Here is a 24,862-nt window from a genome sequence, read left to right on the forward strand (position 1 = left end):
ATTACTTTTGCTTATACCAATCTGAATCAGAAGCAAAATCCGTTTGAAGCTTATTCTTGGTATTGTGTCTAGCTATGGCTAAATCAATTAACCGAGACACTAATTTTTGGTATGGCACTCCGGTTTTAGACCAAAGTTTGCTGTACATTGATATAGAAGTAAATCCAGGCATAGTGTTTAATTCGTTTAAGTAAACCTTGCCTCCCTTTGACAAGAAAAAATCAACTCTCGCCAAGCCATAACAGTTTAAGGTTTTAAAAGCCAGTAATGCCATTTGTTTGATAGAATCAGCGGTCCTTTGACTTATTTTGGCTGGGATAATTTCCTTTGATTCACCGCCGACATATTTAGCATGATAGTCATAAAACTCATTTGAGGCCACAATCTCGCCCACTACGGATGCTTTAGGCCTGAGGTTGCCTAAAACCGCACATTCTAATTCGCGAGCACCGATGACTGCTTGCTCTACAATTATTTTTTGATCAAACTTCCCGGCTAAGCTAACCCCCAGCTCCAATTGCTTGTGGTTTTTCACTTTAGTAATTCCCACGCTTGAACCAAGATTGGCTGGCTTTACAAATATTGGATATTTTAAATTGTCAAAAATATTTTTTATAATTTGGCGCCGACCTTTCTTCCACTCTTGCATATAAAACCAAACATAAGGCACAAGCGGCAATTTTAGGGAAGAAAGAAGTTGTTTTTGCACTACCTTATCCATACCCAAGGCTGAACCTAAGACGCCTGAGCCGACATAAGGCACATTTGCCATTTCAAATAAGCCCTGAATAGTACCATCTTCGCCGTAAGTGCCATGTAAAACTGGAAAGACGACGTCCACCGGCGTTACCTTAGAGCCTTTTTTATCCAAAGATACTAATTGCCGGCGGCCTGGATCAGCTGGCAGGTAAGACTCTACCGGCAGTTTTTTAATTTCAGATTTTAAATATTTTATTGCTTCAGTGCCCGTCAACCACTTGCCTTGTCTAGTTATGCCAATCGGTACCGCTTGGTATTTTTTTTTGTCTAAGGCTTTCATGACTGACTGCCCTGACACGATTGATACCTCGTGTTCGCCCGAGCGGCCCCCAAAAATAACCCCGACTTTAATTTTTTTACTTTTTTTTGACGCCATACTTATCAAAAAAAGATTTAATTTGGCTGCCTGCCAAAAAAGCCAACACAGCATATTTACCAAAACGCGGTAAAGTTACCTTTTGGCCTTGGTAGACAAAACTCATGCCCTCTGATGTTTGTTTCACGTCCGAAGCTTGGATATCGCCAGCCTCAATGCCGTAATAAATTACTGTCCCTTTGGACACCGGCCTTTTGGCAAGCCTTTCGTCATGGGCATTTAATAAGACTAACCCGCGAGCTGGTACTGCGTTGGCTAACTTTAAGTACTCAGAAGCCAAATTGTCGGTGCTTTTATAGTCAACTAAGGTTGAAGGGATCACATTCGTGATGACTGCAATATCAGGTTTAACAATCGATAATAAATAATTCATATCCGTTTGCCACTTTAAAGCCAGCTCCAAAATTAAAATTTGAATTTTAGACTTAATAAAAAAGCCTCGGACAAAAGATTGGGCACAAATTTTTACCCACTTGACAGCTGAATCTCCCCCAAGCCGCACATTTAGAATTGAAGCCGGTACGCCAAATTTGGCTGAATAGTTCTTTTTACTAGTTCTAACTTTATACCCCTGATCAAGCATTGACACTATTTGTTGTTTAGTGTCATAAACATTAGTTGTCCCAGTCACTGCTATAACTGCCGGCTGATTTCTTCTTAAATATGCCTTAGCGCAGACTTTAAGATAAAAAACCAAAAATTTTGCTAAAATTCTTCTCATAAATATTCAAAAAACTTTTCCATTCGGTCAAAGGCCAGGTTGATATCATCATCAGAGCGCCCAAATGATATTCGTACATGCCCTTCACCACTTGGCCCAAAAGCGACGCCCGGCACCAAGGCTACTTTTGCTTGCTCCAATAAGTTAATGCAAAACTTCCATGAATCACTCCCCTGCCGCACTAAAACTTTTGGTAAAATAAAGTAAGAAGCGCCCGGTGTTTGATACGTTAAATATTTTTCCATTTTATCTAAACGGTGACACATTAAATTTCTTCTACGATTGTAAACTTGGGTAAACTCTTTAACTGCCCCGTCCCCTCTTTGAAGCGCGGTGTAGGCGCCGTACTGGGATACCACTGGCGCACAGGTGACTAAACTGTCATGTACTTTTAAAATCTCAACTATATTTTCTGCAGCGCTATGCAAATAAGCAATTCGCCACCCTGTCATAGCATAACTTTTTGATAAACTAAATATTCTAATAATATTTTGACGATATTTCTTTTCTTGAGCCAAAAAATAAAATGGCTCTTCCCCATATACAAAATCTTTATACACTTCGTCAAGGACTAAAAACAATCCGTTTTGTAACGCCAATTCTGCAATTGAGGTTAAGTCTTGTTTAGTAAAAATCGTGCCGGTAGGATTATTTGGGTTGCAAATCAGTAGAGCTTTAGTCTTTCGGGATATTTTTTTCTCAATTGCAGTAACATCCAATCTCCAACCCTCATTCTCAACTAAATCAGCGAAAATTGGCTTACCGCCGGCCACCTTAATTAACTCAGGATAAGATGCGTATGATGGAGATACCAGCACAACTTCATCGCCGTGATTCAAAATTGATTGAAATGTGGCAGACAATGCTTCAATCGCTCCGCAAGTCACAATAATTTCTGTTTCACTGTCATAAAACATATGATCTTGCGCCAACTTCTGGGAAATCATATCCCTTAATTCGGGCAAGCCTTGGGGTAAAGAGTAGCGCGCAACTAAATCGGCATCCATCGCCGCTTTGACATTGTCTTTGATAACCTCGGGTGTATCGAATGATGGAATACCTTGCGCTAAAGATACAACATCGCTAATCTTTGACGCTCGATACTCCATTTGCTTAATCGGCGAAACCTGTATTTCGGCCAACCGTTTTGCAAACTCCATGCTATATATATTTTTTTAATGCCTTGGGTATTGTAAAAGTGCCGTCAGCTTTTTGGTAATTCTCAATAATAGCAATAATCATTCGGCCCATCGCCACAGCCGTAGCATTTAAAGTATGGACAAATTCATTTTTACCAGTGGCCGGGTCTTTGTAGCGGGTATTTAGACGGCGAGCTTGCCAGTCTGTGCAAGTTGAGGCTGACATAATTTCTCGGTATTTATTTTGGGATGGCACCCAAACTTCAATATCTATTGTTTTAGCGCTTTGAAAAGCCATATCTTGAGTGGCTAAAGACACGACTTGGTATGGCAATTTAAGGCTACTTACGATTTCTTCTTCTACATTCACAAGTTTGTCTAATTCAGCCATAGATTCTTCAGCGTTTGTGAATACATACATTTCAATCTTATCAAATTGATGAACTCTCAAAATGCCTTTAGTGTCTTTACCGTAGCTTCCGGCCTCTCGCCGGAAGCTAGGCGTATAAGCAAAATAACGCAAAGGTAACTTTTCGACGTCGATAATTTGATCCATGTGGTATGGCCCGATTGACTGTTCGGCTGTACCGATTAAAAACAAATCATCATTTTCCAAATAGTACATATCTTTTATGCCGTCATCACCGGCGGCATCTAACTTACCGGAAGCTCTGATTGCCTCTGAGCGCAAAAGAATCGGAGTAATCAAGGGAATAAAATCGTGTTTTTTTAAAATAGAAAAAACGTAATCGACTAGGGCATACTGCAGCCACGCAATATCACCTGCCAAATAATTAAACCGGGAACCGGCAACTCTGGCCGCTTGCTCAATATTGATCCCCTCCCCCGCGATGGTTAAATAATCTTTCGGCTCAAAGGAAAATTGCGTTGGCTCGCCGACTGACTTAAGTACTCGGTTGTCTGATTCGTCTCCAACCGGAACATCCTTAAGCGCTAAGTTAGGGATAGCTAAAAGTAATTCATTAAGCTTGGTTTGAATATCTTTCAAGTCCACCTCTAACTTTTTAATTTGCTGTTTTATTTTCTTGCCTTGGGCCGGGTCGGCTTTACCTTTGGCTAGTGTTTTTCGTTCTGAATTTAATTGCTCAAGCTTGTGTTTATCTTCCAACAATTGTTTGTCTAATAACAAAATTTTATCAACATCAACATCAACGCCCCGTGCCCTAGAACCGTCCTTAACCAATTCACTGTTTTGGCGAATAAATTTAAGATCTAACATTTTTTCTATGTAAATTATTTATTCTAGAAGACTTATAAATTTCCGGCTTATATGGCTTAAGCCTGATAACTTTTATATCAGGGAATTCTTCAGTCAACTTCTCTGTAAACACCTGTTGGTCATAACCTAAACATATAATATCAGGATTCACACGACGAACACTGTTGTAGGGGTCGATCTTGTCGCCTAAATACGCCTCATCGACCACCTTAATTAATTTAATATCTTGTAATCGATCGTTTTCATTGGCTTGAGGTAATCTCCCTTTAACAGCCTTAACTGTAGCATCTCGAGCGACAATTACAGCCAGTTTATCGCCCCTTTTTTTAGCCTGCTTAAGCAAAGATAAATGTCCGGAGTGTAAGCCGTCAAACGTCCCGAAAATTAAAACCTTTTTTGACATAACTATTTTTTTGGCTTCATGGTTGGGAAAAAAACTACATCGCGAATTGACGGTTGGTTGGTCAAAATCATAAATAATCTATCAATCCCAACCCCAAACCCCGCTGCCGGAGGCATGCCATACTCTAAGGCTTCAATATAATCCTCGTCTATCATCTGGGCTTCGTTGTCGCCTTGTTCACGTAATTTCATTTGAGACTCAAACCGTCGCCTTTGGTCTATTGGATCGTTTAATTCCGAAAACCCATTCCCAACTTCCGCGCCATCAACAATAATTTGAAAACGTTCGGTCACAAATGGATTAACCGGATGCTTTTTAGCTAAAGGGGAAACCGAGATAGGATGTTTGATTAAAAAGGTTGGTTGAACAATTTTTGGCCTAGCGTATTTTTTGTAAAGCTGATCGGTTACTCGCCCCAAGCCCATCGATTTATCGACTTCTAAATCTAACTTTTGTTTTTTAATTTCAGCGGTTAATTTATCCCTAGTCGTAAAATTATAAATATCAATGCCAGTATAATCAATCAAGGCTCTACGGTAGTCCACAATTTCCCATTTTTTACCAAAATCAATCTGCTTACCCTGATACTCAACCTTTAGAGTGCCGATCACTTTTTTAATGATAGTCTTGTACATCTTTTCGCAAAAATCCATCAGGTCATTAAAATCTAAATAAGCGGCATAAAATTCTAACATAGTAAACTCCTGCAAATGCTGAGTCGACATACCTTCATTACGAAAAACCTTGCCAAGTTCATATATTCTTTCATATCCCCCGACTAACAGCCGCTTCAAATGCAATTCTAATGAAATTCTTAGATACAAATCAATGTCCAAAGTGTTATGGTGAGTCACAAAAGGTTCCGCGTCAGCACCCCCGGGCACGTGTTCTAGTACCGGAGTTTCAACTTCAAGGAAATCATTGTTATCTAAGTAGCTCCTAATTTCCTTGATAAAATTAGTGCGCTGCTTAAATAAATCCCGAACTTCTGTATTTGCCACCAAATCTAAATATCGTTTTCGGTATCGTTGTTCCTGATCCTTTAACCCATGCCATTTTTCCGGCAATGGCCGTACCGCCTTGGTTAAAAGTTCAAACTTTTTAACTAGAAGGCTTATCTCGCCTTTTTTGGTTTTAAACAATTCGCCGCTAACGCCTATAAAATCACCGAGGTTAAAATTTTCATTAAAAAACTGAAACTGACCTTTGGCGAGTTCATCTTCTTTAAATACGATTTGAATTTTTCCGCTTGAATCTTGGAGGTGAGAGAAAGCTAGCTTGCCCATAGCGCGAATTGACGTAATCCGACCAGCAAGTCTAATGTTTTTAGTGCCAATTTTTAATTGTCTGGCCTGCGCCGCTGTTTTAGAAACTGAAAAACGAACCGGATACGGATTTACCCCTGCGGCTCGTAATTGTTCTACTTTCTTTAGCCGAGTGGCTCGCTCGGCTAAATCGTCTACCTTTTCGTTTTTGGCCATATTTCCATTATTTTACTGAAAATACCTCCAAATGTAAAGCCCGCCAGATGTTTAGGCGGGCTCATAAATTGAACTTGATTATGTGATCTCAATAATTTCGCATTTCATTATACCTTTTGGTATTTGAACGTCTACCATATCCCCAACCTTATGCCCAATTAACGCCCTACCGATTGGAGATTCATGTGATATTTTGTTTTGAGTGGGGTCAGTTTCGCTCGCACCGACAATCGAAAACTCACGCTCCTGGCCGTCGCACAAAACTTTAACTTTATTTCCGACCTGCACATTGCCGGAGTTATTTTTACTTATCACCTTGGCGTTGGACACAATATGCTCTAATTCTTTAATCCGGCCCTCAATAAAGCCCTGGACTTCTTTGGCATCATGATAATCAGCATTTTCCGATAAGTCGCCCAACTCTTTGGCTGCCTTAATCCTCGCGATGACTGCCGGCCGTTTCACATTTGTCAGCTCCTCCAACTCTTGTTGGATTGTTGCAAGCCCATCTTTAGTTAAATATATTTCATCTGGCATTTTTGAAAAGAAATTAACAAACGGCGAATATTCAGCCGCTTGGTATAATAAAATTTAGTTATTTTTTGTTTTTTAAGCATAACGGTAATCAATCGTGATGTCAAGACAAGGCAAATTAATTAATTTTGACCGTATCTATTATTAGCCCACCAGCTAATAATCTCACGGGCTACCGGCAAAGCCACACTGCTGCCTTCCCCTCCTTCCTCGACTAAAACAGTCACTACAATTTCTGGTTTTTCATAAGGAGCAAAACTAGTAAACCAAGCATGGGGAGAATCTTTAGATGACCATTGCGCCGTACCGGTTTTACCGGCGGTAGAAATTGGTAACGTGCTCATGCCAACCGCACTACCGCTGGTAACGGCACGGCGCAAACCTGCCTTAACCGACTCCACATTAGAAGTCGAAATAAAATTATCTCTTATGACTTTCGGCTCAACATTATTTTCCAAGTTACCAAAATTGTCTTCTACCCGTTTAATTAAATGAGGCCGGTACAAAGTACCACCGTTAGCAAAAACCGCTGTCCAATTAGCTACTTGGAGTGGTGTGACCAAAATATCTCCCTGGCCAATTGATGCATTGTAGGTGTCGCCAATATACCATCGCTCTTGTTTCACACTTTCCTTCCAAGAAATTGTTGGGAAAAATCCTTCAGCCTCATTAGGCAAATCAATGCCGGTTTTTTTTGTCAGCCCGAAAAGTTGAGCGTAGTAATTTAACTTTTCAATTCCCAGGCCTTGTCTTTCATTGTAGCCTCCGCCGATAATATAAAAAAAAGTGTTTACTGATTCAGCCAAAGCCTTGGTTAAATTAGTAACGCCATGCCCGCCGAATTTCCAATCCGGAAAAAACCAACGGTCAACCGCGATGCCGCCGGAGCTGAGAAAACTTGTTTGCGGGGTAATCACTCCTTCTTCCAATGCAGCCGCCGACACTACCATTTTAAACGTTGACCCCGACGGGTATTGACCCGCTACCGATCGGTTAAATAAAGGTCGTGCTTGATTGTTCGCTAATTGGTTAAACTCCTCTTGGTCGATACCGTTAACAAAACTATTACTATTAAAGGCGGGCAAGGAAACCATAGCCAATACTTCGCCATTGTTTGGGTTTAGAACAATCACACTGCCTGATTTTTTACCAAAGGCCTGTAAAATTGAATTTAAACTCGACTCGGCTATAGTTTGAAACTCTAAATCGATGGTTAGTTTTAAATTTTTACCATCAATAGTTTCTTCTTCTGATAAAACTATTTTTTCTCGGCCCAAAGCGTCAGTTTCAACCTGGCGTCTGCCATTACTGCCCTTCAGCAGCGATTCGTACTGTGCTTCTAGCCCCACCTTCCCGACCAACTCATTAAAGGCATACCCCTGATTCAGGTAAGACTCAATTTCTAGATCCCCAATTTTTCCCAAGTATCCTAAAACGTGAGACAAACTCAATGCATTACCATGCAAATATTCCCTCCCTGAAGTAACATTTAACTTAACTCCGCTATATCGCTCCTCTAATAATGCCAGGCGCAATGCCTGCTCATATGTTAATGGGTCACCTATCAATAGAAGCTCATATGAATATGCCGGCTGTGATGTAACTGTTTTTTCAATCTCATCAATTTCAACGCCGGTAATTTCAGATAGCGCTTGCCATAGTTGCCTGCGGACACCCTCATCTTTGGGCAAATCAACTGGTACGACGCCGGCATTAAATATCGGAACATTGCGTACTAACAATTCGCCATTTCGATCGCTTATGACTCCCCTTTGAGACAATATAATTTTATTTCTTATTCGATTACCCTCAGCTAGCCCCCCCAAGGCAGAGGCTTGATAAAGCTGGAGCCAAATTAATCTGCCTGAAAATACTATCAGGACTGCCACTATGATTATCAAAAAAACTCTACTCTTGGCTTTCAACTTAGGTAAAACTGAAAAATTTAGTGATTGCTGCTGTTTAAAAAAGCTAGCTGCTTTCTTGAGCCCGGCAAAAGGGATGTAGGTAATCCCCTCTTTATTGCCCAATTTATTATCAGCCAATTTGTCGCCGCTAAATTCAAAAAACGGATTGCGGTTGAATTTTTTATTACCCATGAGAATGGATTTGATTTCTTCTATAATGCATCTGCTGTACAACAAAAAAAACTATAACCAAAGCTTCCGTTAGTATTGTTGACCAAAACATATTCACAATCACAGTGCTGAATGGCGGCCAATACGAATTCTGCGTTAAACTGATTAGTCGAATAATCAGACTATACGCCACCACATTCAAAAAACCCATGGCCATAAATGACATCAACGCTCGGTTGGTAAAAAAGTTTAAATAAAGTAATCTATTAATGATGCTAATAAAAACTATGCTGGCTGCCACCACGCCAAATAAATAAAATGAATAAAGATCTAGGATTAAACCGAAAATCAACGCGGCAGACCAAAGTCTCCAGGCGGTGCGGCGAAATGCCAAAAAAGTTATGGTAGCCAACATCAGATTTACATGATGCCAAGGCGCTGGCAGGGATTGGATAAAACTAACTTGCAAAAACCCAATGATAAAGATAATTCCAATAATAAAAATTTTATGCCACATATTATTCAGTGACTATGACTGATACGATGCTCGGCTCACTTAACTGCACTAAAGGCCTAACGTAAGCTGTTTGGAAGAATTCATTAGTTTTTTTCTCAACTCTTTCAATTTCACCAACAATTAAACCCGCCGGGACGAATGGATCAAGGCCTGAAGTAACTACAATTTGACCAGGCTCAATTTCAACATCGCCGGGAATTAACTCAACTTTAGTCGACAATCCAAAAGAACCCTCCAGCACCCCCACCGTCTGGCCATTATTTTGAATACTTACTGCTACCTTGCTTAATTGATCAGAAATTAATCTGATGTTACTAATACTTTTTTGCACCGCGGCAACCTTACCAAGAAGTAAACCGTCGCCGAATATCACCGGCATACCTGGCTTAATGCCATCAGCCGACCCACGATCAATAATTACTTGATCAAATGCACGATCGATGCCTCGGCTCAAAATTGCAGCAGTCACATAATTAAACTGATAATTTTGGGTAAAATTTAACTGCTGGCGCAATAATTCATTTTCCTCAACTTGAGTCCTTAAAACGGCATTTTCAATTTTTAAATTCCTCACCTCTTCAATTAAAAGTTCATTCTCCAAAGCTAAATCTGGCTGGCCAAGGTCCTTAGGAGAAGAAGAAAAAACATTGCTGGCCTGAAAAAAAATTTTATTAATTGGTGAAATAACGGGATTTAAAATCGTAATGCCACGAAGCAAAAATAAAATGGCTCCGGCTACAATAATAGCGAACGGAATAAAAATTCTGGAATTAACTTGTCCCACAACCGGAAAACGCATGAGTTTATCTTATAAAACCATCCTCTTTAGAACTTGATGGGATAGTTACTTCTTTGAGCAAAGACTCATCAGATAAAATGATACCCATTCCGCGGACACCGCAAGTAGTAGGATCTTCAATAACTTTAACTGGAATTTTGGTTGCTTTCATAATCGCTTCAGATAAACCATTCAGTAATGACCCGCCGCCGGTCAGCACTATGCCGCGTTTATAAATATCAGCGATAAGTTCAGGTGGCGTTAACTCCAATGTATCTTTTATATTATCAATTATAGTTTTAACCGACCGCTCTAAGGTCTGCAAAATTTGTTGGCCAGAAACTGTTATTTCTTTGGGTAGGCCGCTGACTAAATCTCGACCCTGTAATTTTAATTCATGACTGCTCATAGGCGATTCAGCTTCGGTGGCGCGAGACAAATCGATTTTAGCCTGCTCTGCAACTCTTTCGCCAATAATGATTTTGAATTCGTTCCTAGCAAAATTTACGATATCTTGGTTCATGTCTTCTCCGGCCATGCGGATGGATTTCCAAGCAACTACGCCAGAAAGTGATATCACCGCAATTTCAGTTAACCCGCCGCCAATGCACACTATCATATTGCCGCTAGCGTCCTGAATTGGCAGCCTGGCGCCAATTGCGTTGGCAATAATATTTTCTACCATATAAACATCTTTCGCCCCGGCTGAGACGACCGAATCTTCCACTGCTTTTTTCTCAACTTCGGTCACATCAAGCGGAATTCCAACGACCACGCGAGGACGGCCAAAAAACCCAAATTGCTGGCGGTTAATTTTATCCATAAAATACTTCAGCATTTTTTCTGTAATCTCAAAATCTGAAATCACACCGTCAACTAGGGGCTTAGAGATAATAATATGTGGCGGCACTTTGCCCACCATCCGAGCGGCTTCTTCGCCAACGGATAAAATTTGATCAGTTTTAGTATTAACCGCTACGATTGAAGCTTCATTAACAACCACACCTTTGTCTGCCACGAAAATCAAAGTATGAGAAGTTCCTAAATCAATTGCAATATCTTTCGATAAGGTTTTAAACAATCGGCCAAACATAAATTAAGGCGCTAATTCTATCAACTGTTTTTCAGTTTTGAGTTGTGTTTTGCCAGTTTGTCTATTTTTGACTTCAATTTTATTACCAGTTTTATTAGAAATAACCGCTCGATAAGGAAAACCAAGCAAGTCAGCGTCACTAAATTTCACTCCCGGCGATGCATCGACCCGGTCATCAACTAAAACATCTATGCCATTTTTAATTAAAGATTGAGCCAACTTTACAGCTTTTTGTTTTTTGGTCAAATCAATTAAGTAAACCTGAAAAGGCGCTAGTGATTTTGGCCATACAATGCCGTTAGCGTCGTGTAATGTTTCTACTACTGCACCCATTAATCGGCTTATCCCCAAGCCGTAACAACCCATTATGACTGGCTTTTCTGCGCCATTTTTATCAACGTAATTCAAGCCAAAAGGCGACGAATACTTGGTGCCAAGCTTGAAAATATTGCCAACTTCAATGGCTCGGTCTTCATTAAGTTTCAAATTCCCGCATTCAGGGCATTGATTTCTAATCTCGGATAAAATCTCCTTATTAACCGCTATTGAACATTTGCGGCAAGTAAAAATTGTATCCTCGCCAAACTTTGTAACCGTTTGAAATTCGTGTGAGTACTTAGAAAATGTACCGCCAGAAGCAAAAGTTAAAACCGTTTGCTGGCCTAAGCCAACTCGCTTGAATACATTCATGTAGGCGGTTTGCGATTTCTTATAATATTTTTCTAAATCATCTTCGTCCGTATGAAACGAATACAGATCTTTCATAATAAATTCTCGGCCCCGCAACAAGCCGGCCTTAGCCCTCAACTCATTGCGAAATTTAGTTTGAATTTGATAAATATACAATGGCAGGTCTTTATAAGAATTAACGTATTGTCTAACGAGCGGCGAAAGCACTTCTTCATGCGTCGCACCCAAGCCGTAATGTTTTCGGTCAGCACCGGCCACTCTAAATAAGACATCTAAATCTTCCCACCGGCCCGTTTTTTTCCAATTCGCATCCGGGATTAAGGCCGGCATTAAAATCTCTTGCCCCCCTATGCCGTTCATCTCTTCCCGAACAATCTTTTCGATTTTTTGAATTACGCGTAAGCCCATAGGCAAATACGAATATACGCCGGGGGCTAACTTATTGATGTACCCTGCCCGAATCAAAAGCTGGGCGTTCAGGCTTACCTCGTCACGAGGCACTTCTTTAGTAGTTTTTGTGAATAATTGGCTAACTTTCATAATTTATTTAAAGCAACTCGTCAACTGTCCTTTAATATATTGCGCTTCTTGATCTACCACTGGCCCGGAATATTCGCCAGCGTGGGCGGCGCTCCCAGAGTAGCTTGGCTGTTTTTGGTCTAAGTGTAAATCCATAATTGTTTTGTCGTCTGTTAAAACATCAATATATAAATGAAAATGCGGATAATCAGACCGGCCGACTCGGCGGATAAAACTCCTCTTGCGCGGATCAATCCGCTTGGGAACCGCGTAGCCAATCCCTCTCATCAGGGTAGTAATATTTTGATTACACCGGCCTTTAAACTCTAACTTCATCGTTATAATAATCCGGCAAAAGACTGCCACCAAGATGAGAACTTATCGCCAAATTTACTAATGTCGCGCACAGTCACAAGTAAAACTAATAACATCAGGATAAAAAAGCCGATGTTATGGGCAATGGTTTCAGTTTTAATATCAATCGGCTTGCCTTTGAGTTTACCTAAAATCAAAAAGAAAACTCGCCCGCCGTCCAAGGCCGGGAATGGCAAAAAATTTATAATCGCCAAATTCAAAGACAACAAGGCGGCAAATTGTAAAACATATAAAAACCCCAATCTAGCAACCTGGCCCGTGATAACCGCGATGCCAACCGGGCCGGAAATATCCACGGTTACACCGTGGCCACTAACCAAGCTGACAAACAATTCATAAAAAGCCACAATTATTAACCAAAACAAGTTGATGGTTGTAACAATGCCATTCCATAAAGCTAAGTGGACAGGATAAGAAACTAAAGCCACATTAACTAGGCCAACCCCAATCCCGCCGCGGCCAGTCTCCTCCAAAATTTCAGGAGTGATAGACTGAGTAATGGTTTCGTCCCCGCGCCGGATAGTGACGACCACTTCTTGCCCAATTTTACTGTCCAAATAATCTTGTATCTCATCAAGGGTGGATATCGTTAGGCCGTCAACACTAGCAATAGTATCCCCAAGCACTATCCCTTGCCGTGACGCTGGCAACCCTTCAACTACTTCGATAATTTGAATGCGCTCATCTTTGATGTTTGCGCTTGGCGGGATGCTTTTATCTATCACTTGCGGCAAACCAATCAAAAATCCAAGGCTAATTAAAAATACTGTTAACACCAAATTCATTAAAACGCCGGCCGAAATAATCCAAATTCGCCGGCCGACACTGCGAGAGGCAAAACTATCCGGGTCAGATTCGCTTTCCCCTTGTTCACCTTTAATTCTGACAAATCCGCCCAAAGGCAACCAATTAAAAGAATAGATGGTGGAATCAGCTTGAGCAACTTTTCGCCCAACAGCCTTCCAGCGGCCATCTTTAGCTTTATAAATGCCAATTGCCCGGGGAGGGAAACCAAAACCAAATTCCTCAACCTTGATGCCGGCTCTTCTGGCAGTTATAAAATGCCCCCATTCATGCACCAGGACCAAAACCGCCAAAATGGCAATAAAAATGATAATTGTTACTAACATTAAATTGACATTATTTCTTTCTCTTTTTTATCTCCCATCTCCTTAATCTTATCGTTATATTCCTTGGTCACTTTATCAAGCTCTTCTAAGGCTGTAAATTTTTCATCTTCACCAATGTGCTTGTCTTTTTCTTGTTTTTGAATTTCCTCTTTTAAGGCATCTCGTTTTTGGCGGATAGTGATTTTGGTTTGTTCTAGTTTCTCATTCATTTTCTTAGTAATTTCAATCCTTGCTTCTTCAGTCAAAGTTGGTATGACAATTCTAATAAGTTCGCCCTCATTGACAGGATTAAAACCTTGATCTGACGTGGTGATAGCTTTTTCAATTTCTTTAATTTGATTTTTATCCCACGGTTGAATTGTGATGCAACGTGCCTCAGGTACAGAGATTGTGGCCATTTGTTTAATGGGCAATTTGACGCCATAAGAGTCAACTAAAATTTCCTCCACCGCCGCTGGATTTGCCCGACCGGTTCTAATCTTGCTTAATTCTGTTTTTAAATGCTCAATCGCTTGGTCAAACGCTTGGCTGGCTTTTTGTCTAATATTATTCATATTATTGGGCTTGAGCGCCTAAATAAATGATATTGGAATCGTTCGGATCAACTTCTAAATCAATCGCACGGGCCGAGGTGGGCAGCTGTGAGGTTATCCAGTTACGGCCGCCGTCAATTGTTTTATAAAATGTCGTGGCCGTGCCATAGTATATTTCCTGGCTGTTGTCCGGGCTTACGGCGATAGAAAAAATTTCTGTGCTTAGTTGCGGCGTGATTAAATCAAAAGTTTCCCACGTTTCGCCACCGTTAAATGACTGGTGAATGCCGTAGCGCGTTACTAATAGTAAGCCATTGGGCACCGACGGGAAAAACACCATCCTGCGATATTCGTTTGCGCCAGAATATTTTTTCAAATCCAAATTAATTGAATTTGACCAGATAACACCGCCATCGGAGCTTTTGAGCAAACCTAAATTTCTGGTACCGACATAAATAACATTTGAATTCCGCGGGTCAACTAATATATCTAATATGGCATTATTAACTCGATTAATAGTGGTCCAAGAATAACCAAAATCAGTGCTTTTAATTATCTCGCCGTTATCAGTTCCGGCGTACACTACACCGCTCAAATTAGGGTCAGTCGCTACCGCAGTAACTATTTTTGACGGCCGCGAATCCACAAAGCTGTCTCTAAAACTACGGTTACAATCAGTTGATTTAATTACTTTATTAGCATAGGCTAAATAAATATTACAATTGTCCTGAAAATCAATAGCTAAATCTCGTACCGCGCCAACATTGTAAGACTGCGGTTGCTGCCAACTCTCACCTCGGTCATAAGAATATAAATAACCGTCCGCGTCGGTTGTAATGTACAACCCACGTTCGTCCCGAGGATCAAGCTCAAGTTCGGTTACGCTGACTTCGGTAATGCTACCCAGCCCTTGGGGGGAAATAAAAGTGTCTTTTTTAACCCAAGTTTGACCTTTATCAATAGACATCCACACTCCCGCGTCAACTGCTTGAGGGGCTTCTCGCCTGGAACCAAGCGCCAAACTGCAGCCGCTGAAAATTAATGCGCTCAAAAATAAAATGATTGAAAGTTTTTTTGGCATAGTTTTTTATATCAAATTGATAATTGCGTTTTCTAACACCAACTGTGGGTTAGCATTATTTTTTAACATTCTTTTCAAATTTTCCAAAGCTCCAATCTTAAGCATTAATCGCCGGGTAGTAACTTGATGGCTTAGTTTTTCTAACGCGGGGAGCAAGCCGTAATGATGAACATATTTTGGCCCAATGATTTGTAAATGAAGTAAATCTCTCAAGACCAACTGCCATACATTTATTTCTTTTAAGGCGCTAATGGATTTTGCGGTATAATTTTGGCCATTCTTTTTTAGCAGTTCTGATACGTAGTTCAAACGCTCAGCAATCGTCTTGTCCAAAACATTAATAAAACTAATAGCCACCGCAAGTTGGAGTTCGTAGAATTCTTGATTGCGAAAAAACTTATTCGCCATCCCCGGACGGCCGGAAGCTAAATGCGCCATAGCTTCGGCTTTATCCTTGCTCACCCCCTGCTCATTAAGCCAACCAACAATTAGCTTTTGCGGCACTGGCCGAAAAGATAAAACTTGGCAGCGTGAAATTATAGTCGGCAATAAATTGTGATAATCACTTGCTACTAATACAATAACAGTCTCCCCGCTTGGCTCTTCTAATAATTTGAGCAAACTATTAGCCGCTTCAACCGATAAAGCCTCAGCCTGATTAATAACCGCCACCTTATAAGTTTGGTGAAAAGAATACTTTCCCAATTTGTCCTTTAATCGCTTGATTTGCCCGATGGATATATTCTTTTTTAAATGGCCGGTTTTATCATCTAACTCGGGCTCAACCCACTCAATATCAGGAAAAACGTGTTTTTTGACTTGCTCGCAAGCCGGGCACGACATGCATGGCAATTTAGTTTGTGATTGGCAAAAAATTGAGGCCAAAAAGTATCTTAGTGTTGTTTTTTTACCAATGCCTTGTGGCCCGGAAAAAATAAAACCATGGGCCAAGCTATGGTTTTGAATACCGGTTTGCAAATAATGGATAATGTTTTCGTGTCCGATCACCGGCCAGTTAAAACTACCTGATTTCATCGCTTTATTGTACCACAAAATCCTTATTTTGCAAGCCCTTCAGATACACAATAAATGTGAGAATTAAACTTACTCTTCTGAAGTCTCGTAAACAGATCCTTTAGTTTCATTATTCCAACGTTCGACAGAAGAGCGCAAATTCTTTTCCGCCCGCTCACTGAATTTGCCTTTAAAAATTGTTTCTACAATACGGAAAAATCCTTTGCCTCGGCCACCATCACGTGATAATTCTATAGCTACCCGCAAAGTAAACGCTGCGTTTTCGTCGAGGTAATTCCCAAATTCGATAATTTGCCCATTCTCAGCGTCAGCATAACCATTTGCGGCGGCGCAAGGATATTTTTCACCATCTATTTCAACACTCCCCGCATTCCCGCCAAATGACTCAGAATGTAAAAGCTTAAACATCTCTGTATTCATTTTATCAAAATTAGAAGCTATAATTCCTTCGTTAATTTCTTGCGATTCTTTGTCGAAACCGCCAGTTGAATTTTCTATTCCATTCCTGTTGTTTTCCATCTTAGATTTCTAAATTTATCGCATCGCTAAAATTGATCGTTTATAACTTTCAAGATTTTCCAAGGCAATACCGGTGCCTTTGGCGACGCAAATCAATGGTTCGTCGGCAACATAGACCGGCACGTTTGTTGCGCGCTGAATCAATTGATCAATATTTCGAAGCTGGCTTGAGCCGCCGGTCATAATAATGCCTTTATCAATGATATCGGCTGAAAGCTCAGGCGGGGTTTTGTGTAACACATCTTTCACCGCCGCAATAATGCCCTCTAATTCATTTTGGATGCCTTCAGAGACATCGTCGGAAGTAATGCGTATAGTCTTTGGCAAACCAGAAATGGCGTCACGGCCACGAACATCCATGCTTAGACGATCTTCTAAATACATGGCAGAACCGATTTCAATTTTTATTCTTTCCGCCGTTCTCTCACCAATATTTAAACCGTAAGTTCTGCGGATATACTCAACTATCGCTGCATCAAAATGATTGCCGCCAATCCTAACTGATGTCGCTGCCACAATCCCACCCAAAGATATAACCGCCATCTCTGACGTGCCACCGCCAATATCTATAACCATATGGCCAGAAGGACTGCCAATTGGGATGTCCGCGCCAATTGCCGCCACAATTGGTTCCTTAATAATGTAAGCCGCTTTTGCGCCGGCGGCAATTGTCGCGTCAATTACTGCTCGGCGCTCAGTTGAAGTAATCCCCGCCGGAACCGCCACCATCACTTCCGGCCGGAAGAGACGAATGCCGCCCAAAGCTTTATTCACAAAGTAACGCAACATAGCAGCTGTGGTTTTATAATCCGCAATGACGCCATCTTTTAGCGGCCGCATCGCGGTAATCGTGTCTGGCGTGCGTCCAAGCATAGCTCTGGCCTCTTCGCCCACCGCTAAAATCTTTTTATCAATCGTTGATACGGCTACCACTGACGGTTCATTAATAACTACGCCGCGCTTTGGAATAAAAACTAAAGTATTCGTTGTTCCCAAATCAATACCAATTTTTTTTATCATTTTCATACTTGTCGGGGCAAAGCTTTACCTTTATATTTCATAAAATACTTAATGGCTGAATATATATGAATACGAGTCGGTTTATCAAATAAACTTTTGAGTCCTAAATTTTTGGCCGACAACCGCTGGTAATAATGTACGACTTCAGCTTCAGGGAAGTACACCACTTTGTAACCAATTTCCCAGCAACGGCGGCTTAAGTCTGTATCTTCCAAGTACATAAAAAACCTCTCATCAAAATAATTTAATTTTTGTAAAACTTCGACTCTTATCATGATACACGCGGCCAACAGCCAATCCACATCTTTGGTATTATTATGATCCCAGTCCATCATGGTAAAGCGGCGCAATTCTTTTTTGCCAAAACTGGCCCTCCCCAAGACGGTCCTACGATACACCCAAGTCATTGGGTGAGGAAAGCGGTAACTTGAATATTGCAAAGTGCGATCAGGATTTAACAGCTTAGGGCCAACAATACCTACGTTACTATGCTGATTTAAATATTGCGCTAATTTGTCGACGGCCCCTTCCAGTAGCACAATGTCAGGATTCATAACTAAGACATACTTGCCCCGGGCTTGCCGTAAACCTTTATTATTGCCCTTAGCAAAACCATCGTTTGATTGATTGATAATTAAATTAATATCCTTTATTTGCCTTAAAATCGCTAAATCCCTCTCACCTGAGTTATTATCAACCACAATTATTTCATAACTCACCTGTGGACTAATCGACCGAATGCCCTTAATGCATTGCGCTACCAGTTTCGCTGTCTTATAATTTAATATAACAATACTAACATCCATATTATTTGAACCAACGGCGTATTTTCGCGGGTGAAATTTGTTGATGAGATTTAATAATCCGACGGCTACTTATGGCGGTGGGTAATGCCTTAAAAAACATGCGGACGCTTTTAAAAAGTAACCCTGGGTCAAAAAATAAACTGTATCCCAACATCATGATATTGCGGCCGATAATCCATGGCAAATGTTTTAAAAAGTTTTGCCAGTCATCATTTTTAATGAGCACAAGTTGGTTATTCGTTAACGAATGCAACTTCATTAAAAAAGAAGCTTGCCGCCGATTAGCGACCACCGCCCTGACTGATTCATTAGCCGCCCGCTTAAACGAACGGAAATGCCAACCAACAGCAGCTGGAATAAACCAATGGTCAAAACCATAAAGTAACATTCGCCATGATAGATCAAAATCTTCCTTATACGCAAAAAATGTTTCGTCAAAGTACTGACCACGAACGGCGATTTGATCAAGCACATCTTTGGAAAAAAGCACACATGCTCCGGTAAAGCCGAACACTTCCCGTTCGGTGTTATACTGAGGCGCATCAGACTCGCCTTCTCCCCTATTTTGCACTTGCCGGCTTTTAAAAACCTCTAAGCCTGCCGCATCCAGCTTATCAGATTTAATAAACTCTTTCAAGTTACTGCCTTGACTTTCTGGGTCAATATCTTGAACAAATAATGTGTACAGTTTTGGGCTCCAGCTTCCGGCTTGCGGATGTCGATCAGTCGCCTTGACTAATTGCTTGACCGCATCTTGATGCATGATAACATCATGATTCATGATTAAAACTAAATCTGTTCTCGCTAGTTTCATGCCCTGATTGTACGCTTTGGCAAAGCCCAAGTTTCTAAAATTTTGCAATATTCTTACTTGCGGAAAATCTGTCCGGATAATTTTTACAGTTTCGTCGATTGATCCGTTATCAATAACTAAAATTGTAACGTCTTTATAAGTTTGCTCTATAATTGACTGCAAAACGTCTTGGATGTACCGTTCAGAATTCCAAACCACAATTACCACAGTCACAGATTTTTGTTTAAGTGCCGGCATGCTACTTTTTTTCACTCACCCAAAAACCCAATCTAAATTTACCCCCCAGCATCAATCGTGTTTGAGCGTCTACAGCTGGCACTGAACCAAATAAAATTAACGTTACTGGCACCATTAACCATTGGAAAACCATCACCACGTAATTTCCCCAATGATAGCCCTTGGGCTTAGGTGGCAATAAAAAAGCAAATATGACCGAAGACGCCAGTAGTCCGATTAAGGCCGAACGCATTAAAAAAGATAAAGTATCCGGAGTATTTTGAAATAAGGTAGTCGTTCTTATGGTCTCAGAAGCTACCCATAGAGGCAGGTAACCGCCGATAAAAATAATAATTGGTGCTGTTGCCCATGAGTAAACGCCTTCCGTTTGGTTCCAAATATAATGGAATTTTTTCCAAAATGGGATAGAACGGCCGGGTGCGTTTTTACCGTAAAAGTTCTTAAACATATACGGGAAATGTTCTGCCCCCCAAGCCCAACGACGCATTTGCTTGTATTGGTTCATGATACTTTTGCGCCAATTTCCAATTTCTACCGTATTCATAAATAGCGGAATATAAACTGGTTCAACCTTGTAATTCCCCTGGTAATGAACAAAGCATTGTAAAAAAATCCGAGAGTCTTCAGTCACGATTGTTTTGTCCCAAAAACCAACATCAGCTAAGGCTTTAAAGCTCATGCTGTGCGACGAAAAAGTAAACAACCTCTCCGGCCGTGATAAATCAGTCAGAAGCCAAAAAGTCGTTGAGCTTGCGACCACTCGGACCACCGGATTAGATTCCCAGATATTATTATTGTAAACAGCCACCGGTTGGAAGCTGGCATGAGTCGGGTCAGGATGTTTTATATACTGATAAGTTAAGGCGGCAAAATATTGCGGGTGAGGCCGAGTATCCACATCGAAACTAGAAACAATGACTTGACTGTAATCTAGTTTGCGGTCGTCAATGATCCGCTTGACTTTGTGGCCGGCATAGTGAATGTTAGAACCTTTACCCGGAATTTCACCTGGTAAATCCTTTGGGTGGATGGTAATTACAAAATCGTGAAATTGATGTTCAAACTTTTGCCGCATGTCTTGAGAAATTTGACTAAATCTCTCAATATCCCGCTCTTCCCCAGCGAGTACCAACATCATTTTAGATTTGTCGTAATAACAATCAACTATACTTTGGATAGAAGCCTCCACTACCGAAGCCGGTTCTTTGTAGGTTGGTAAAAAGACAACATGGAAATAATCCCGATAATCTTTATCTTTAAAATCTTGAAGCCTCTGCCAGTAATTATGTTGCTGATTTTTTACATAACGATTCCATGAGGTCAACATGAATATCAACAAATAAATTATTCTAATCACCCAGTAAACATCAAAAATAATAATAAAATAAATCGCCCACAATGGTCGATATAGCGACATAGAAAACACCGCAATAAATGTCGCCCATACCAAAAAGCCGGGAATAATTTCTAAGACTTTGGTTTTTATTGGCACCCTCATTGTTTCTCAACTTTAGCGGCAGCCAAGCGATAGTTACAATAATCGCAGTCAGGTGAAGCCTTAGGAATATGTTTACTTTCCAAACATTTTTTAGCCTCCAATAAAACATCCTCCACCCAAGAATCATCACCTGTATAAGGTATTAAATTTATATCAAATTCTAATTTACCGTCAAAAGCTTTGGCGTCTCGCTTACCATTAACATAAACAAAATAGCCTGTATTATTAACCTTAAAGCCATTTTGACGTAATAACCATTGGTATACTTCCATCTGGCGCTTGTAGCTGTTTTGCCATTCGGCATCAATGCTAATCGGACCATCTTTAGAAGTGGCTTTATAATCAACCACGATTAATTCGTCTTGTGGGTTAATCCAAATATCATCAACCGCCCCAAAGACTAAAAAGTTAGTCGGCGCATGCAAAAACTGCACGCCAGTAAAATTATCCCTCCATTGATCTAAGTTGGAATTTTGGTATGGCACGGCATCAACTTTGTAATGTTTCATTAAGGGATGCTTCTCATTTTTAGCACGGTGTAAATCAAATTCTTTTTTCAGTAAATGATCCACCGCCGAGTTTAAGTTAAATGGAAAACCCGGCGGCTGGTCAACGCCCAAACGGCGATCTAAATAAAAACATCGCTGACAATTAATAAAATTTTCAAGCCGGGTACGACTTAGCTTAAATGGTACTTTGGATTTTGTATCGTAAAGATTGCGGTCACGCTTTTTGTAAGCCATAAACTTCGTTATTATACCATAAATACACTTTTTTAACGTAGCCTGAAGTAAGTGCTATCTTAATCTAATTTATGATAAAAATCAAAGATTTGACTTTTTTAAACTAGCGCGGTATACAACTAATAGCCGCAACCAGTAGGAGGCCACAATGAGCGATTTGCTTTACAAAATACCAGAAGGCTGGCGCGGGTTCGGTGATGAGGTCAGACGGCAAGTAGCTGAGCTCGTGAAAGCAAGCAAGCGCGCGCGAAAAGAGGTAGTCACAGGTGAGGACCTAATAGGGCGCAAGCCCTGCCCAGATTATGCGGACATGGAATATCCTGACTTCGTTAAAGAAGTCGCAGTCAGCACAATCTGCCGCTTTAGGAATATCACCGCCGATGAAATCCCAAGCGACGTCATCAGCTCAATCGTCCGCTACGTCTGCAGTCAAACTGGCGGGCGATGGATGCGCGAGCCAAGAAGCGCAAAGATTTCGCCACCTCCAGCTGACCCATAGCCCCGGTTAGCCGACATGGTCCAGTCGACCATGGCGGAGCCGGGGTGCAGTTTATATTCAAGCTAGCGAGGAGAAAAATTACGCGATCTCATCGCTTTTATCTCATCTACCATATCTGAAGCTAAATATGAGTAACCTTTGTGTTTTTTAAAAAGAATATCACCAATCAGCCCATTAAAAAATGTAGCATTGATAGCTGATTGCAATAAATCTCCGCTTTGAGCTAAAAAACCCACGGCTAGCCCTGCCAAAACATCGCCCGTGCCGCCTTTGGTCATGCCCGGATTACCAGTCTTATTTTTGAAAATTTTGCCCCGCGTGTAAATAGTATCAACCGCCCCCTTTACAATGACTATGTTATATTTTAAATACTTTTGAAAATTACGTTCAGTTAGCTTTGAATTTTTAAGTAATAATTCAAACTCCTTATGATGTGGCGTTAAAATAGCATTATCAACATCTTGTATTCGCACAGCTTTTACAGCGTCAGCATCAATTACCAACGGTTTTAGGCTTCTCCTTAAAAAACCTCTGCAAAACGCTTTTGACTTCAACGAAATGCCGTTACCAATTAATACCACATCATATTTCTGCTCTTCTTTAAGCGCTAAGGGAATATGTCTAGCTGAAAAAAACTCCGTTTTCACTTTGCGGGTTACTAAATTCGGCGTTAAGCAATGGATTGCCCAACCAACTTTTTCCGGACACATTATCGTTACCCAATCAACGCCAGAGCGCAATGCCGCCAGACCCGCCAAAACTACGGCGCCAACGAAGTCGTACGATCCGCCAATCACTAAAACATTGCCATTTTGGCCTTTGTGGCTGGTTCTTTTGCGCTTGGGTAGCATTACTTGTTTTTTGGTTATTATCATAACAGCTAAATGACTTTAACAATAATGTCTCTATTTCTCGGCTTCTCGTCAAAATCAATTAGCACAATTTGCTGCCAGGTGCCAAGTTTTAATTCACCGTTCTCCACTGGTATGCTTTGGTCTGTTCCGATAATTGCCGATTTCATATGCGCGGCTCCGTTTGCGTCACCCCACTTTTGATGATGTTCATAATCAGACTTTTCCGGAGCCCAAGCTTCAAATAGGCTAATCAAGTCATGGATAATCCCCTCCTCATATTCCATCGTTGTAATGGCTGCGGTTGAAGCAGCCACAAAAACTAAAACAATGCCTGATTTAACCTTAGCCCCTGACACCGCCTCAGCTACTTGCGGCGTAATATCAATAAAATCATAGTGGCCTTTTGTCGTAACAGTAAACTTCATTGAAATTGTATTTCAAATTCTTTAAACCCTTTTAATTCACTAACACTATCAACATTTATTTCTCTCACCTGTGCGTGCTTAGGCCCATCGTGGCACCAAGTCACAAATTTACTTAAAGCATTATCACTGCCTTCAACCTCGACATAAACGCTACCGTCCGGCAAATTCTTAATATACCCCTGCAACCCCAGCGAATCCGCCTCGGCTTTAGCGTAATATCTAAACGACACTCCCTGCACCTCACCCTCAATAGTAATTTTTAACCGCTTATTCATTTTTCCATTTTATCGAACAGCCCATTGAGGGACGTTGATGTTTAGGTGGATCCTCAGCATTAACTAAAGCTTTTAAAGCATCACGAAGGCTATGTTGAATCACTTTATCTGGTTCTTGCCAGTTATCATTAATACGCCCATGATAAAAAAGTTTTAAGCCGTTATCATTTTCATATAAATAAACGTCAGGTGTACACTGGGCTTGATAGGACTTAGCCACTTCTTGAGTATCATCCCTTAAGTATGGAAAAGAAATTCCCCACTCTTTTGCCTTATCTTTCATTGCACTAAATGAATCATCGGGATAATTTACTTCGTCGTTTGGATTAATCGCCACAAAAGGTACGCTGGCGCCAAATTCTTTATATAATTCAATTAGTATTGGCAATGATGCTTTAGCGTAAGGACAATGGTTACAAGTAAAAATAACTAATAACCCTTGATGGTTTAAAAAATCTTTTGGTGAATATATTTGACCGTCAGTTGCGGGTAGCTTGAAATCTATTACTTTGGAGCCTATCGGCAATTGGACTGAATACATTAATGCCATATAATAATTATTTTATCAGGATGCGTTTATTTTTAATTACGTGGCCCTCAGAGCGAAGCAAGGCCTCTTTTTCGCCTCTTAGGCCGTTGTATCCGCCTAGGCTATTGTCTGAGTTAATAACCCGATGGCATGGAATATCT

The 24,862-nt window shown here is 40.8% G+C and carries 28 protein-coding genes and 1 pseudogene (1 of these 29 only partly in view); 1 reads left to right on the forward strand and 28 read right to left on the reverse strand.

Annotation, left to right across the window (positions count from 1 at the left end):
- Position 1: 1 nt before the first annotated feature.
- The 23 genes from COT81_00570 to COT81_00680 form a co-directional block, all read right to left on the reverse strand.
- Positions 2–1,135: a D-alanine--D-alanine ligase A gene (locus COT81_00570; GenBank protein PIS05494.1), complete on the reverse strand. Its 1,134-nt coding sequence runs from the start codon at positions 1,133–1,135 to the stop codon at positions 2–4.
- The gene (locus COT81_00575; GenBank protein PIS05495.1) at positions 1,116–1,856 is read right to left on the reverse strand and encodes a hypothetical protein; all 741 of its coding nucleotides are present in this window, start codon (positions 1,854–1,856) and stop codon (positions 1,116–1,118) included. Before COT81_00575 ends, COT81_00570 begins: the two co-directional genes overlap by 20 nt.
- Positions 1,853–3,016 (reverse strand): aminotransferase, encoded by a 1,164-nt coding sequence (locus tag COT81_00580; GenBank protein ID PIS05496.1) that lies wholly within the window; start codon positions 3,014–3,016, stop codon positions 1,853–1,855. Before COT81_00580 ends, COT81_00575 begins: the two co-directional genes overlap by 4 nt.
- A gap of 1 nt (position 3,017) precedes the next feature.
- Positions 3,018–4,235 carry a serine--tRNA ligase gene (locus tag COT81_00585; GenBank protein PIS05497.1) on the reverse strand — a complete coding sequence of 406 codons (1,218 nt, stop codon included), beginning with the start codon at positions 4,233–4,235 and terminating at the stop codon, positions 3,018–3,020.
- Complete coding sequence (locus COT81_00590; protein PIS05498.1) at positions 4,222–4,638, reverse strand: FAD synthase; 417 nt, start codon at positions 4,636–4,638, stop codon at positions 4,222–4,224. The genes COT81_00585 and COT81_00590 overlap by 14 nt, the downstream gene beginning before the upstream one ends.
- Before the next feature lie 2 nt (positions 4,639–4,640).
- Positions 4,641–6,119: a lysine--tRNA ligase gene (gene lysS / locus COT81_00595; GenBank protein PIS05499.1), complete on the reverse strand. Its 1,479-nt coding sequence runs from the start codon at positions 6,117–6,119 to the stop codon at positions 4,641–4,643.
- A 78-nt stretch (positions 6,120–6,197) separates the two neighbouring features.
- Positions 6,198–6,656 (reverse strand): transcription elongation factor GreA, encoded by a 459-nt coding sequence (locus COT81_00600; protein ID PIS05500.1) that lies wholly within the window; start codon positions 6,654–6,656, stop codon positions 6,198–6,200.
- Positions 6,657–6,775: 119 nt separating this feature from the next.
- Entirely contained in the window at positions 6,776–8,752 is a 1,977-nt protein-coding gene (mrdA, locus tag COT81_00605; GenBank protein ID PIS05501.1) for a penicillin-binding protein 2, read from the reverse strand.
- Positions 8,745–9,248 carry a hypothetical protein gene (locus COT81_00610; GenBank protein ID PIS05502.1) on the reverse strand — a complete coding sequence of 168 codons (504 nt, stop codon included), beginning with the start codon at positions 9,246–9,248 and terminating at the stop codon, positions 8,745–8,747. The genes mrdA and COT81_00610 overlap by 8 nt, the downstream gene beginning before the upstream one ends.
- A gap of 1 nt (position 9,249) precedes the next feature.
- On the reverse strand, positions 9,250–10,047 hold the full coding sequence (mreC, locus tag COT81_00615; protein PIS05503.1) for a rod shape-determining protein MreC: 798 nt from the start codon (positions 10,045–10,047) through the stop codon (positions 9,250–9,252).
- Positions 10,048–10,051: 4 nt separating this feature from the next.
- The gene (locus COT81_00620) at positions 10,052–11,119 is read right to left on the reverse strand and encodes a rod shape-determining protein (GenBank protein ID PIS05504.1); all 1,068 of its coding nucleotides are present in this window, start codon (positions 11,117–11,119) and stop codon (positions 10,052–10,054) included.
- A gap of 3 nt (positions 11,120–11,122) precedes the next feature.
- A complete protein-coding gene (locus tag COT81_00625; GenBank protein PIS05505.1) occupies positions 11,123–12,349 on the reverse strand; it encodes a prolyl-tRNA synthetase in 1,227 nt (408 codons plus the stop codon).
- A gap of 3 nt (positions 12,350–12,352) precedes the next feature.
- Positions 12,353–12,664 carry a hypothetical protein gene (locus COT81_00630; GenBank protein ID PIS05506.1) on the reverse strand — a complete coding sequence of 104 codons (312 nt, stop codon included), beginning with the start codon at positions 12,662–12,664 and terminating at the stop codon, positions 12,353–12,355.
- A gap of 2 nt (positions 12,665–12,666) precedes the next feature.
- A complete protein-coding gene (gene rseP, locus COT81_00635; GenBank protein PIS05507.1) occupies positions 12,667–13,833 on the reverse strand; it encodes an RIP metalloprotease RseP in 1,167 nt (388 codons plus the stop codon).
- Entirely contained in the window at positions 13,833–14,387 is a 555-nt protein-coding gene (locus tag COT81_00640) for a ribosome recycling factor (GenBank protein ID PIS05508.1), read from the reverse strand. Before COT81_00640 ends, rseP begins: the two co-directional genes overlap by 1 nt.
- Before the next feature lies 1 nt (position 14,388).
- Positions 14,389–15,447 carry a hypothetical protein gene (locus tag COT81_00645; protein PIS05509.1) on the reverse strand — a complete coding sequence of 353 codons (1,059 nt, stop codon included), beginning with the start codon at positions 15,445–15,447 and terminating at the stop codon, positions 14,389–14,391.
- Positions 15,448–15,453: 6 nt separating this feature from the next.
- Positions 15,454–16,482, reverse strand: a complete 1,029-nt coding sequence (gene holB, locus COT81_00650; GenBank protein ID PIS05510.1) for a DNA polymerase III subunit delta' — start codon at positions 16,480–16,482, stop codon at positions 15,454–15,456.
- Between the two features lie 69 nt (positions 16,483–16,551).
- Positions 16,552–17,001, reverse strand: coding sequence for a hypothetical protein (locus tag COT81_00655; protein PIS05511.1), 450 nt, complete (start codon positions 16,999–17,001; stop codon positions 16,552–16,554).
- A gap of 15 nt (positions 17,002–17,016) precedes the next feature.
- Positions 17,017–18,021: a rod shape-determining protein gene (locus tag COT81_00660; GenBank protein ID PIS05553.1), complete on the reverse strand. Its 1,005-nt coding sequence runs from the start codon at positions 18,019–18,021 to the stop codon at positions 17,017–17,019.
- Positions 18,022–18,023: 2 nt separating this feature from the next.
- A complete protein-coding gene (locus COT81_00665) occupies positions 18,024–18,827 on the reverse strand; it encodes a hypothetical protein (protein PIS05512.1) in 804 nt (267 codons plus the stop codon).
- 1 nt (position 18,828) lies between these two features.
- Positions 18,829–19,893 (reverse strand): hypothetical protein, encoded by a 1,065-nt coding sequence (locus tag COT81_00670; protein ID PIS05513.1) that lies wholly within the window; start codon positions 19,891–19,893, stop codon positions 18,829–18,831.
- Positions 19,880–21,376: a hypothetical protein gene (locus tag COT81_00675; GenBank protein ID PIS05514.1), complete on the reverse strand. Its 1,497-nt coding sequence runs from the start codon at positions 21,374–21,376 to the stop codon at positions 19,880–19,882. Before COT81_00675 ends, COT81_00670 begins: the two co-directional genes overlap by 14 nt.
- On the reverse strand, positions 21,373–22,119 hold the full coding sequence (locus COT81_00680) for a hypothetical protein (GenBank protein ID PIS05515.1): 747 nt from the start codon (positions 22,117–22,119) through the stop codon (positions 21,373–21,375). Before COT81_00680 ends, COT81_00675 begins: the two co-directional genes overlap by 4 nt.
- A 148-nt stretch (positions 22,120–22,267) precedes the next feature.
- On the opposite strand from COT81_00680, the gene COT81_00685 reads away from it, so the two are divergent.
- Positions 22,268–22,618, forward strand: coding sequence for a hypothetical protein (locus COT81_00685; protein PIS05516.1), 351 nt, complete (start codon positions 22,268–22,270; stop codon positions 22,616–22,618).
- Positions 22,619–22,680: 62 nt separating this feature from the next.
- Here COT81_00685 and COT81_00690 read toward each other — a convergent pair whose 3' ends face one another.
- From COT81_00690 to COT81_00710, 5 genes and pseudogenes are all read right to left on the reverse strand, one after another.
- On the reverse strand, positions 22,681–23,493 hold the full coding sequence (locus tag COT81_00690) for an NAD(P)H-hydrate dehydratase (protein ID PIS05517.1): 813 nt from the start codon (positions 23,491–23,493) through the stop codon (positions 22,681–22,683).
- Between the two features lie 5 nt (positions 23,494–23,498).
- The gene (locus COT81_00695) at positions 23,499–23,897 is read right to left on the reverse strand and encodes a secondary thiamine-phosphate synthase enzyme (protein ID PIS05518.1); all 399 of its coding nucleotides are present in this window, start codon (positions 23,895–23,897) and stop codon (positions 23,499–23,501) included.
- Complete coding sequence (locus tag COT81_00700; GenBank protein PIS05519.1) at positions 23,894–24,172, reverse strand: acylphosphatase; 279 nt, start codon at positions 24,170–24,172, stop codon at positions 23,894–23,896. Before COT81_00700 ends, COT81_00695 begins: the two co-directional genes overlap by 4 nt.
- Positions 24,165–24,722, reverse strand: coding sequence for a thioredoxin family protein (locus tag COT81_00705; GenBank protein PIS05520.1), 558 nt, complete (start codon positions 24,720–24,722; stop codon positions 24,165–24,167). The genes COT81_00700 and COT81_00705 overlap by 8 nt, the downstream gene beginning before the upstream one ends.
- Positions 24,723–24,729: 7 nt before the next feature.
- Positions 24,730–24,862: pseudogene (locus COT81_00710) on the reverse strand (6-O-methylguanine DNA methyltransferase) (it continues 170 nt past the right edge of the window).

The organism is Candidatus Buchananbacteria bacterium CG10_big_fil_rev_8_21_14_0_10_42_9, from assembly GCA_002773845.1.
GTDB lineage: Bacteria > Patescibacteriota > Patescibacteriia > Buchananbacterales > 21-14-0-10-42-9 > 21-14-0-10-42-9.

What these genes read in the sequence shown, in the direction of transcription:
- COT81_00660 (PIS05553.1), bottom strand. Translation starts at nt 18,021, where the DNA reads ATGATAAAAAAAATTGGTATTGATTTGGGAACAACGAATACTTTAGTT.
- COT81_00625 (PIS05505.1), bottom strand. Translation starts at nt 12,349, where the DNA reads ATGAAAGTTAGCCAATTATTCACAAAAACTACTAAAGAAGTGCCTCGT.
- COT81_00640 (PIS05508.1), bottom strand. Translation starts at nt 14,387, where the DNA reads ATGAATAATATTAGACAAAAAGCCAGCCAAGCGTTTGACCAAGCGATT.
- COT81_00705 (PIS05520.1), bottom strand. Translation starts at nt 24,722, where the DNA reads ATGGCATTAATGTATTCAGTCCAATTGCCGATAGGCTCCAAAGTAATA.
- COT81_00620 (PIS05504.1), bottom strand. Translation starts at nt 11,119, where the DNA reads ATGTTTGGCCGATTGTTTAAAACCTTATCGAAAGATATTGCAATTGAT.
- COT81_00580 (PIS05496.1), bottom strand. Translation starts at nt 3,016, where the DNA reads ATGGAGTTTGCAAAACGGTTGGCCGAAATACAGGTTTCGCCGATTAAG.
- COT81_00645 (PIS05509.1), bottom strand. Translation starts at nt 15,447, where the DNA reads ATGCCAAAAAAACTTTCAATCATTTTATTTTTGAGCGCATTAATTTTC.
- COT81_00600 (PIS05500.1), bottom strand. Translation starts at nt 6,656, where the DNA reads ATGCCAGATGAAATATATTTAACTAAAGATGGGCTTGCAACAATCCAA.
- COT81_00570 (PIS05494.1), bottom strand. Translation starts at nt 1,135, where the DNA reads ATGGCGTCAAAAAAAAGTAAAAAAATTAAAGTCGGGGTTATTTTTGGG.
- lysS (PIS05499.1), bottom strand. Translation starts at nt 6,119, where the DNA reads ATGGCCAAAAACGAAAAGGTAGACGATTTAGCCGAGCGAGCCACTCGG.
- COT81_00680 (PIS05515.1), bottom strand. Translation starts at nt 22,119, where the DNA reads ATGGCTTACAAAAAGCGTGACCGCAATCTTTACGATACAAAATCCAAA.
- COT81_00695 (PIS05518.1), bottom strand. Translation starts at nt 23,897, where the DNA reads ATGAAGTTTACTGTTACGACAAAAGGCCACTATGATTTTATTGATATT.
- COT81_00685 (PIS05516.1), top strand. Translation starts at nt 22,268, where the DNA reads ATGAGCGATTTGCTTTACAAAATACCAGAAGGCTGGCGCGGGTTCGGT.
- COT81_00655 (PIS05511.1), bottom strand. Translation starts at nt 17,001, where the DNA reads ATGGAAAACAACAGGAATGGAATAGAAAATTCAACTGGCGGTTTCGAC.
- COT81_00665 (PIS05512.1), bottom strand. Translation starts at nt 18,827, where the DNA reads ATGGATGTTAGTATTGTTATATTAAATTATAAGACAGCGAAACTGGTA.
- COT81_00675 (PIS05514.1), bottom strand. Translation starts at nt 21,376, where the DNA reads ATGAGGGTGCCAATAAAAACCAAAGTCTTAGAAATTATTCCCGGCTTT.
- holB (PIS05510.1), bottom strand. Translation starts at nt 16,482, where the DNA reads ATGAAATCAGGTAGTTTTAACTGGCCGGTGATCGGACACGAAAACATT.
- COT81_00700 (PIS05519.1), bottom strand. Translation starts at nt 24,172, where the DNA reads ATGAATAAGCGGTTAAAAATTACTATTGAGGGTGAGGTGCAGGGAGTG.
- COT81_00590 (PIS05498.1), bottom strand. Translation starts at nt 4,638, where the DNA reads ATGTCAAAAAAGGTTTTAATTTTCGGGACGTTTGACGGCTTACACTCC.
- COT81_00690 (PIS05517.1), bottom strand. Translation starts at nt 23,493, where the DNA reads ATGATAATAACCAAAAAACAAGTAATGCTACCCAAGCGCAAAAGAACC.
- rseP (PIS05507.1), bottom strand. Translation starts at nt 13,833, where the DNA reads ATGTTAGTAACAATTATCATTTTTATTGCCATTTTGGCGGTTTTGGTC.
- COT81_00585 (PIS05497.1), bottom strand. Translation starts at nt 4,235, where the DNA reads ATGTTAGATCTTAAATTTATTCGCCAAAACAGTGAATTGGTTAAGGAC.
- mrdA (PIS05501.1), bottom strand. Translation starts at nt 8,752, where the DNA reads ATGGGTAATAAAAAATTCAACCGCAATCCGTTTTTTGAATTTAGCGGC.
- COT81_00610 (PIS05502.1), bottom strand. Translation starts at nt 9,248, where the DNA reads ATGTGGCATAAAATTTTTATTATTGGAATTATCTTTATCATTGGGTTT.
- mreC (PIS05503.1), bottom strand. Translation starts at nt 10,047, where the DNA reads ATGCGTTTTCCGGTTGTGGGACAAGTTAATTCCAGAATTTTTATTCCG.
- COT81_00630 (PIS05506.1), bottom strand. Translation starts at nt 12,664, where the DNA reads ATGAAGTTAGAGTTTAAAGGCCGGTGTAATCAAAATATTACTACCCTG.
- COT81_00575 (PIS05495.1), bottom strand. Translation starts at nt 1,856, where the DNA reads ATGAGAAGAATTTTAGCAAAATTTTTGGTTTTTTATCTTAAAGTCTGC.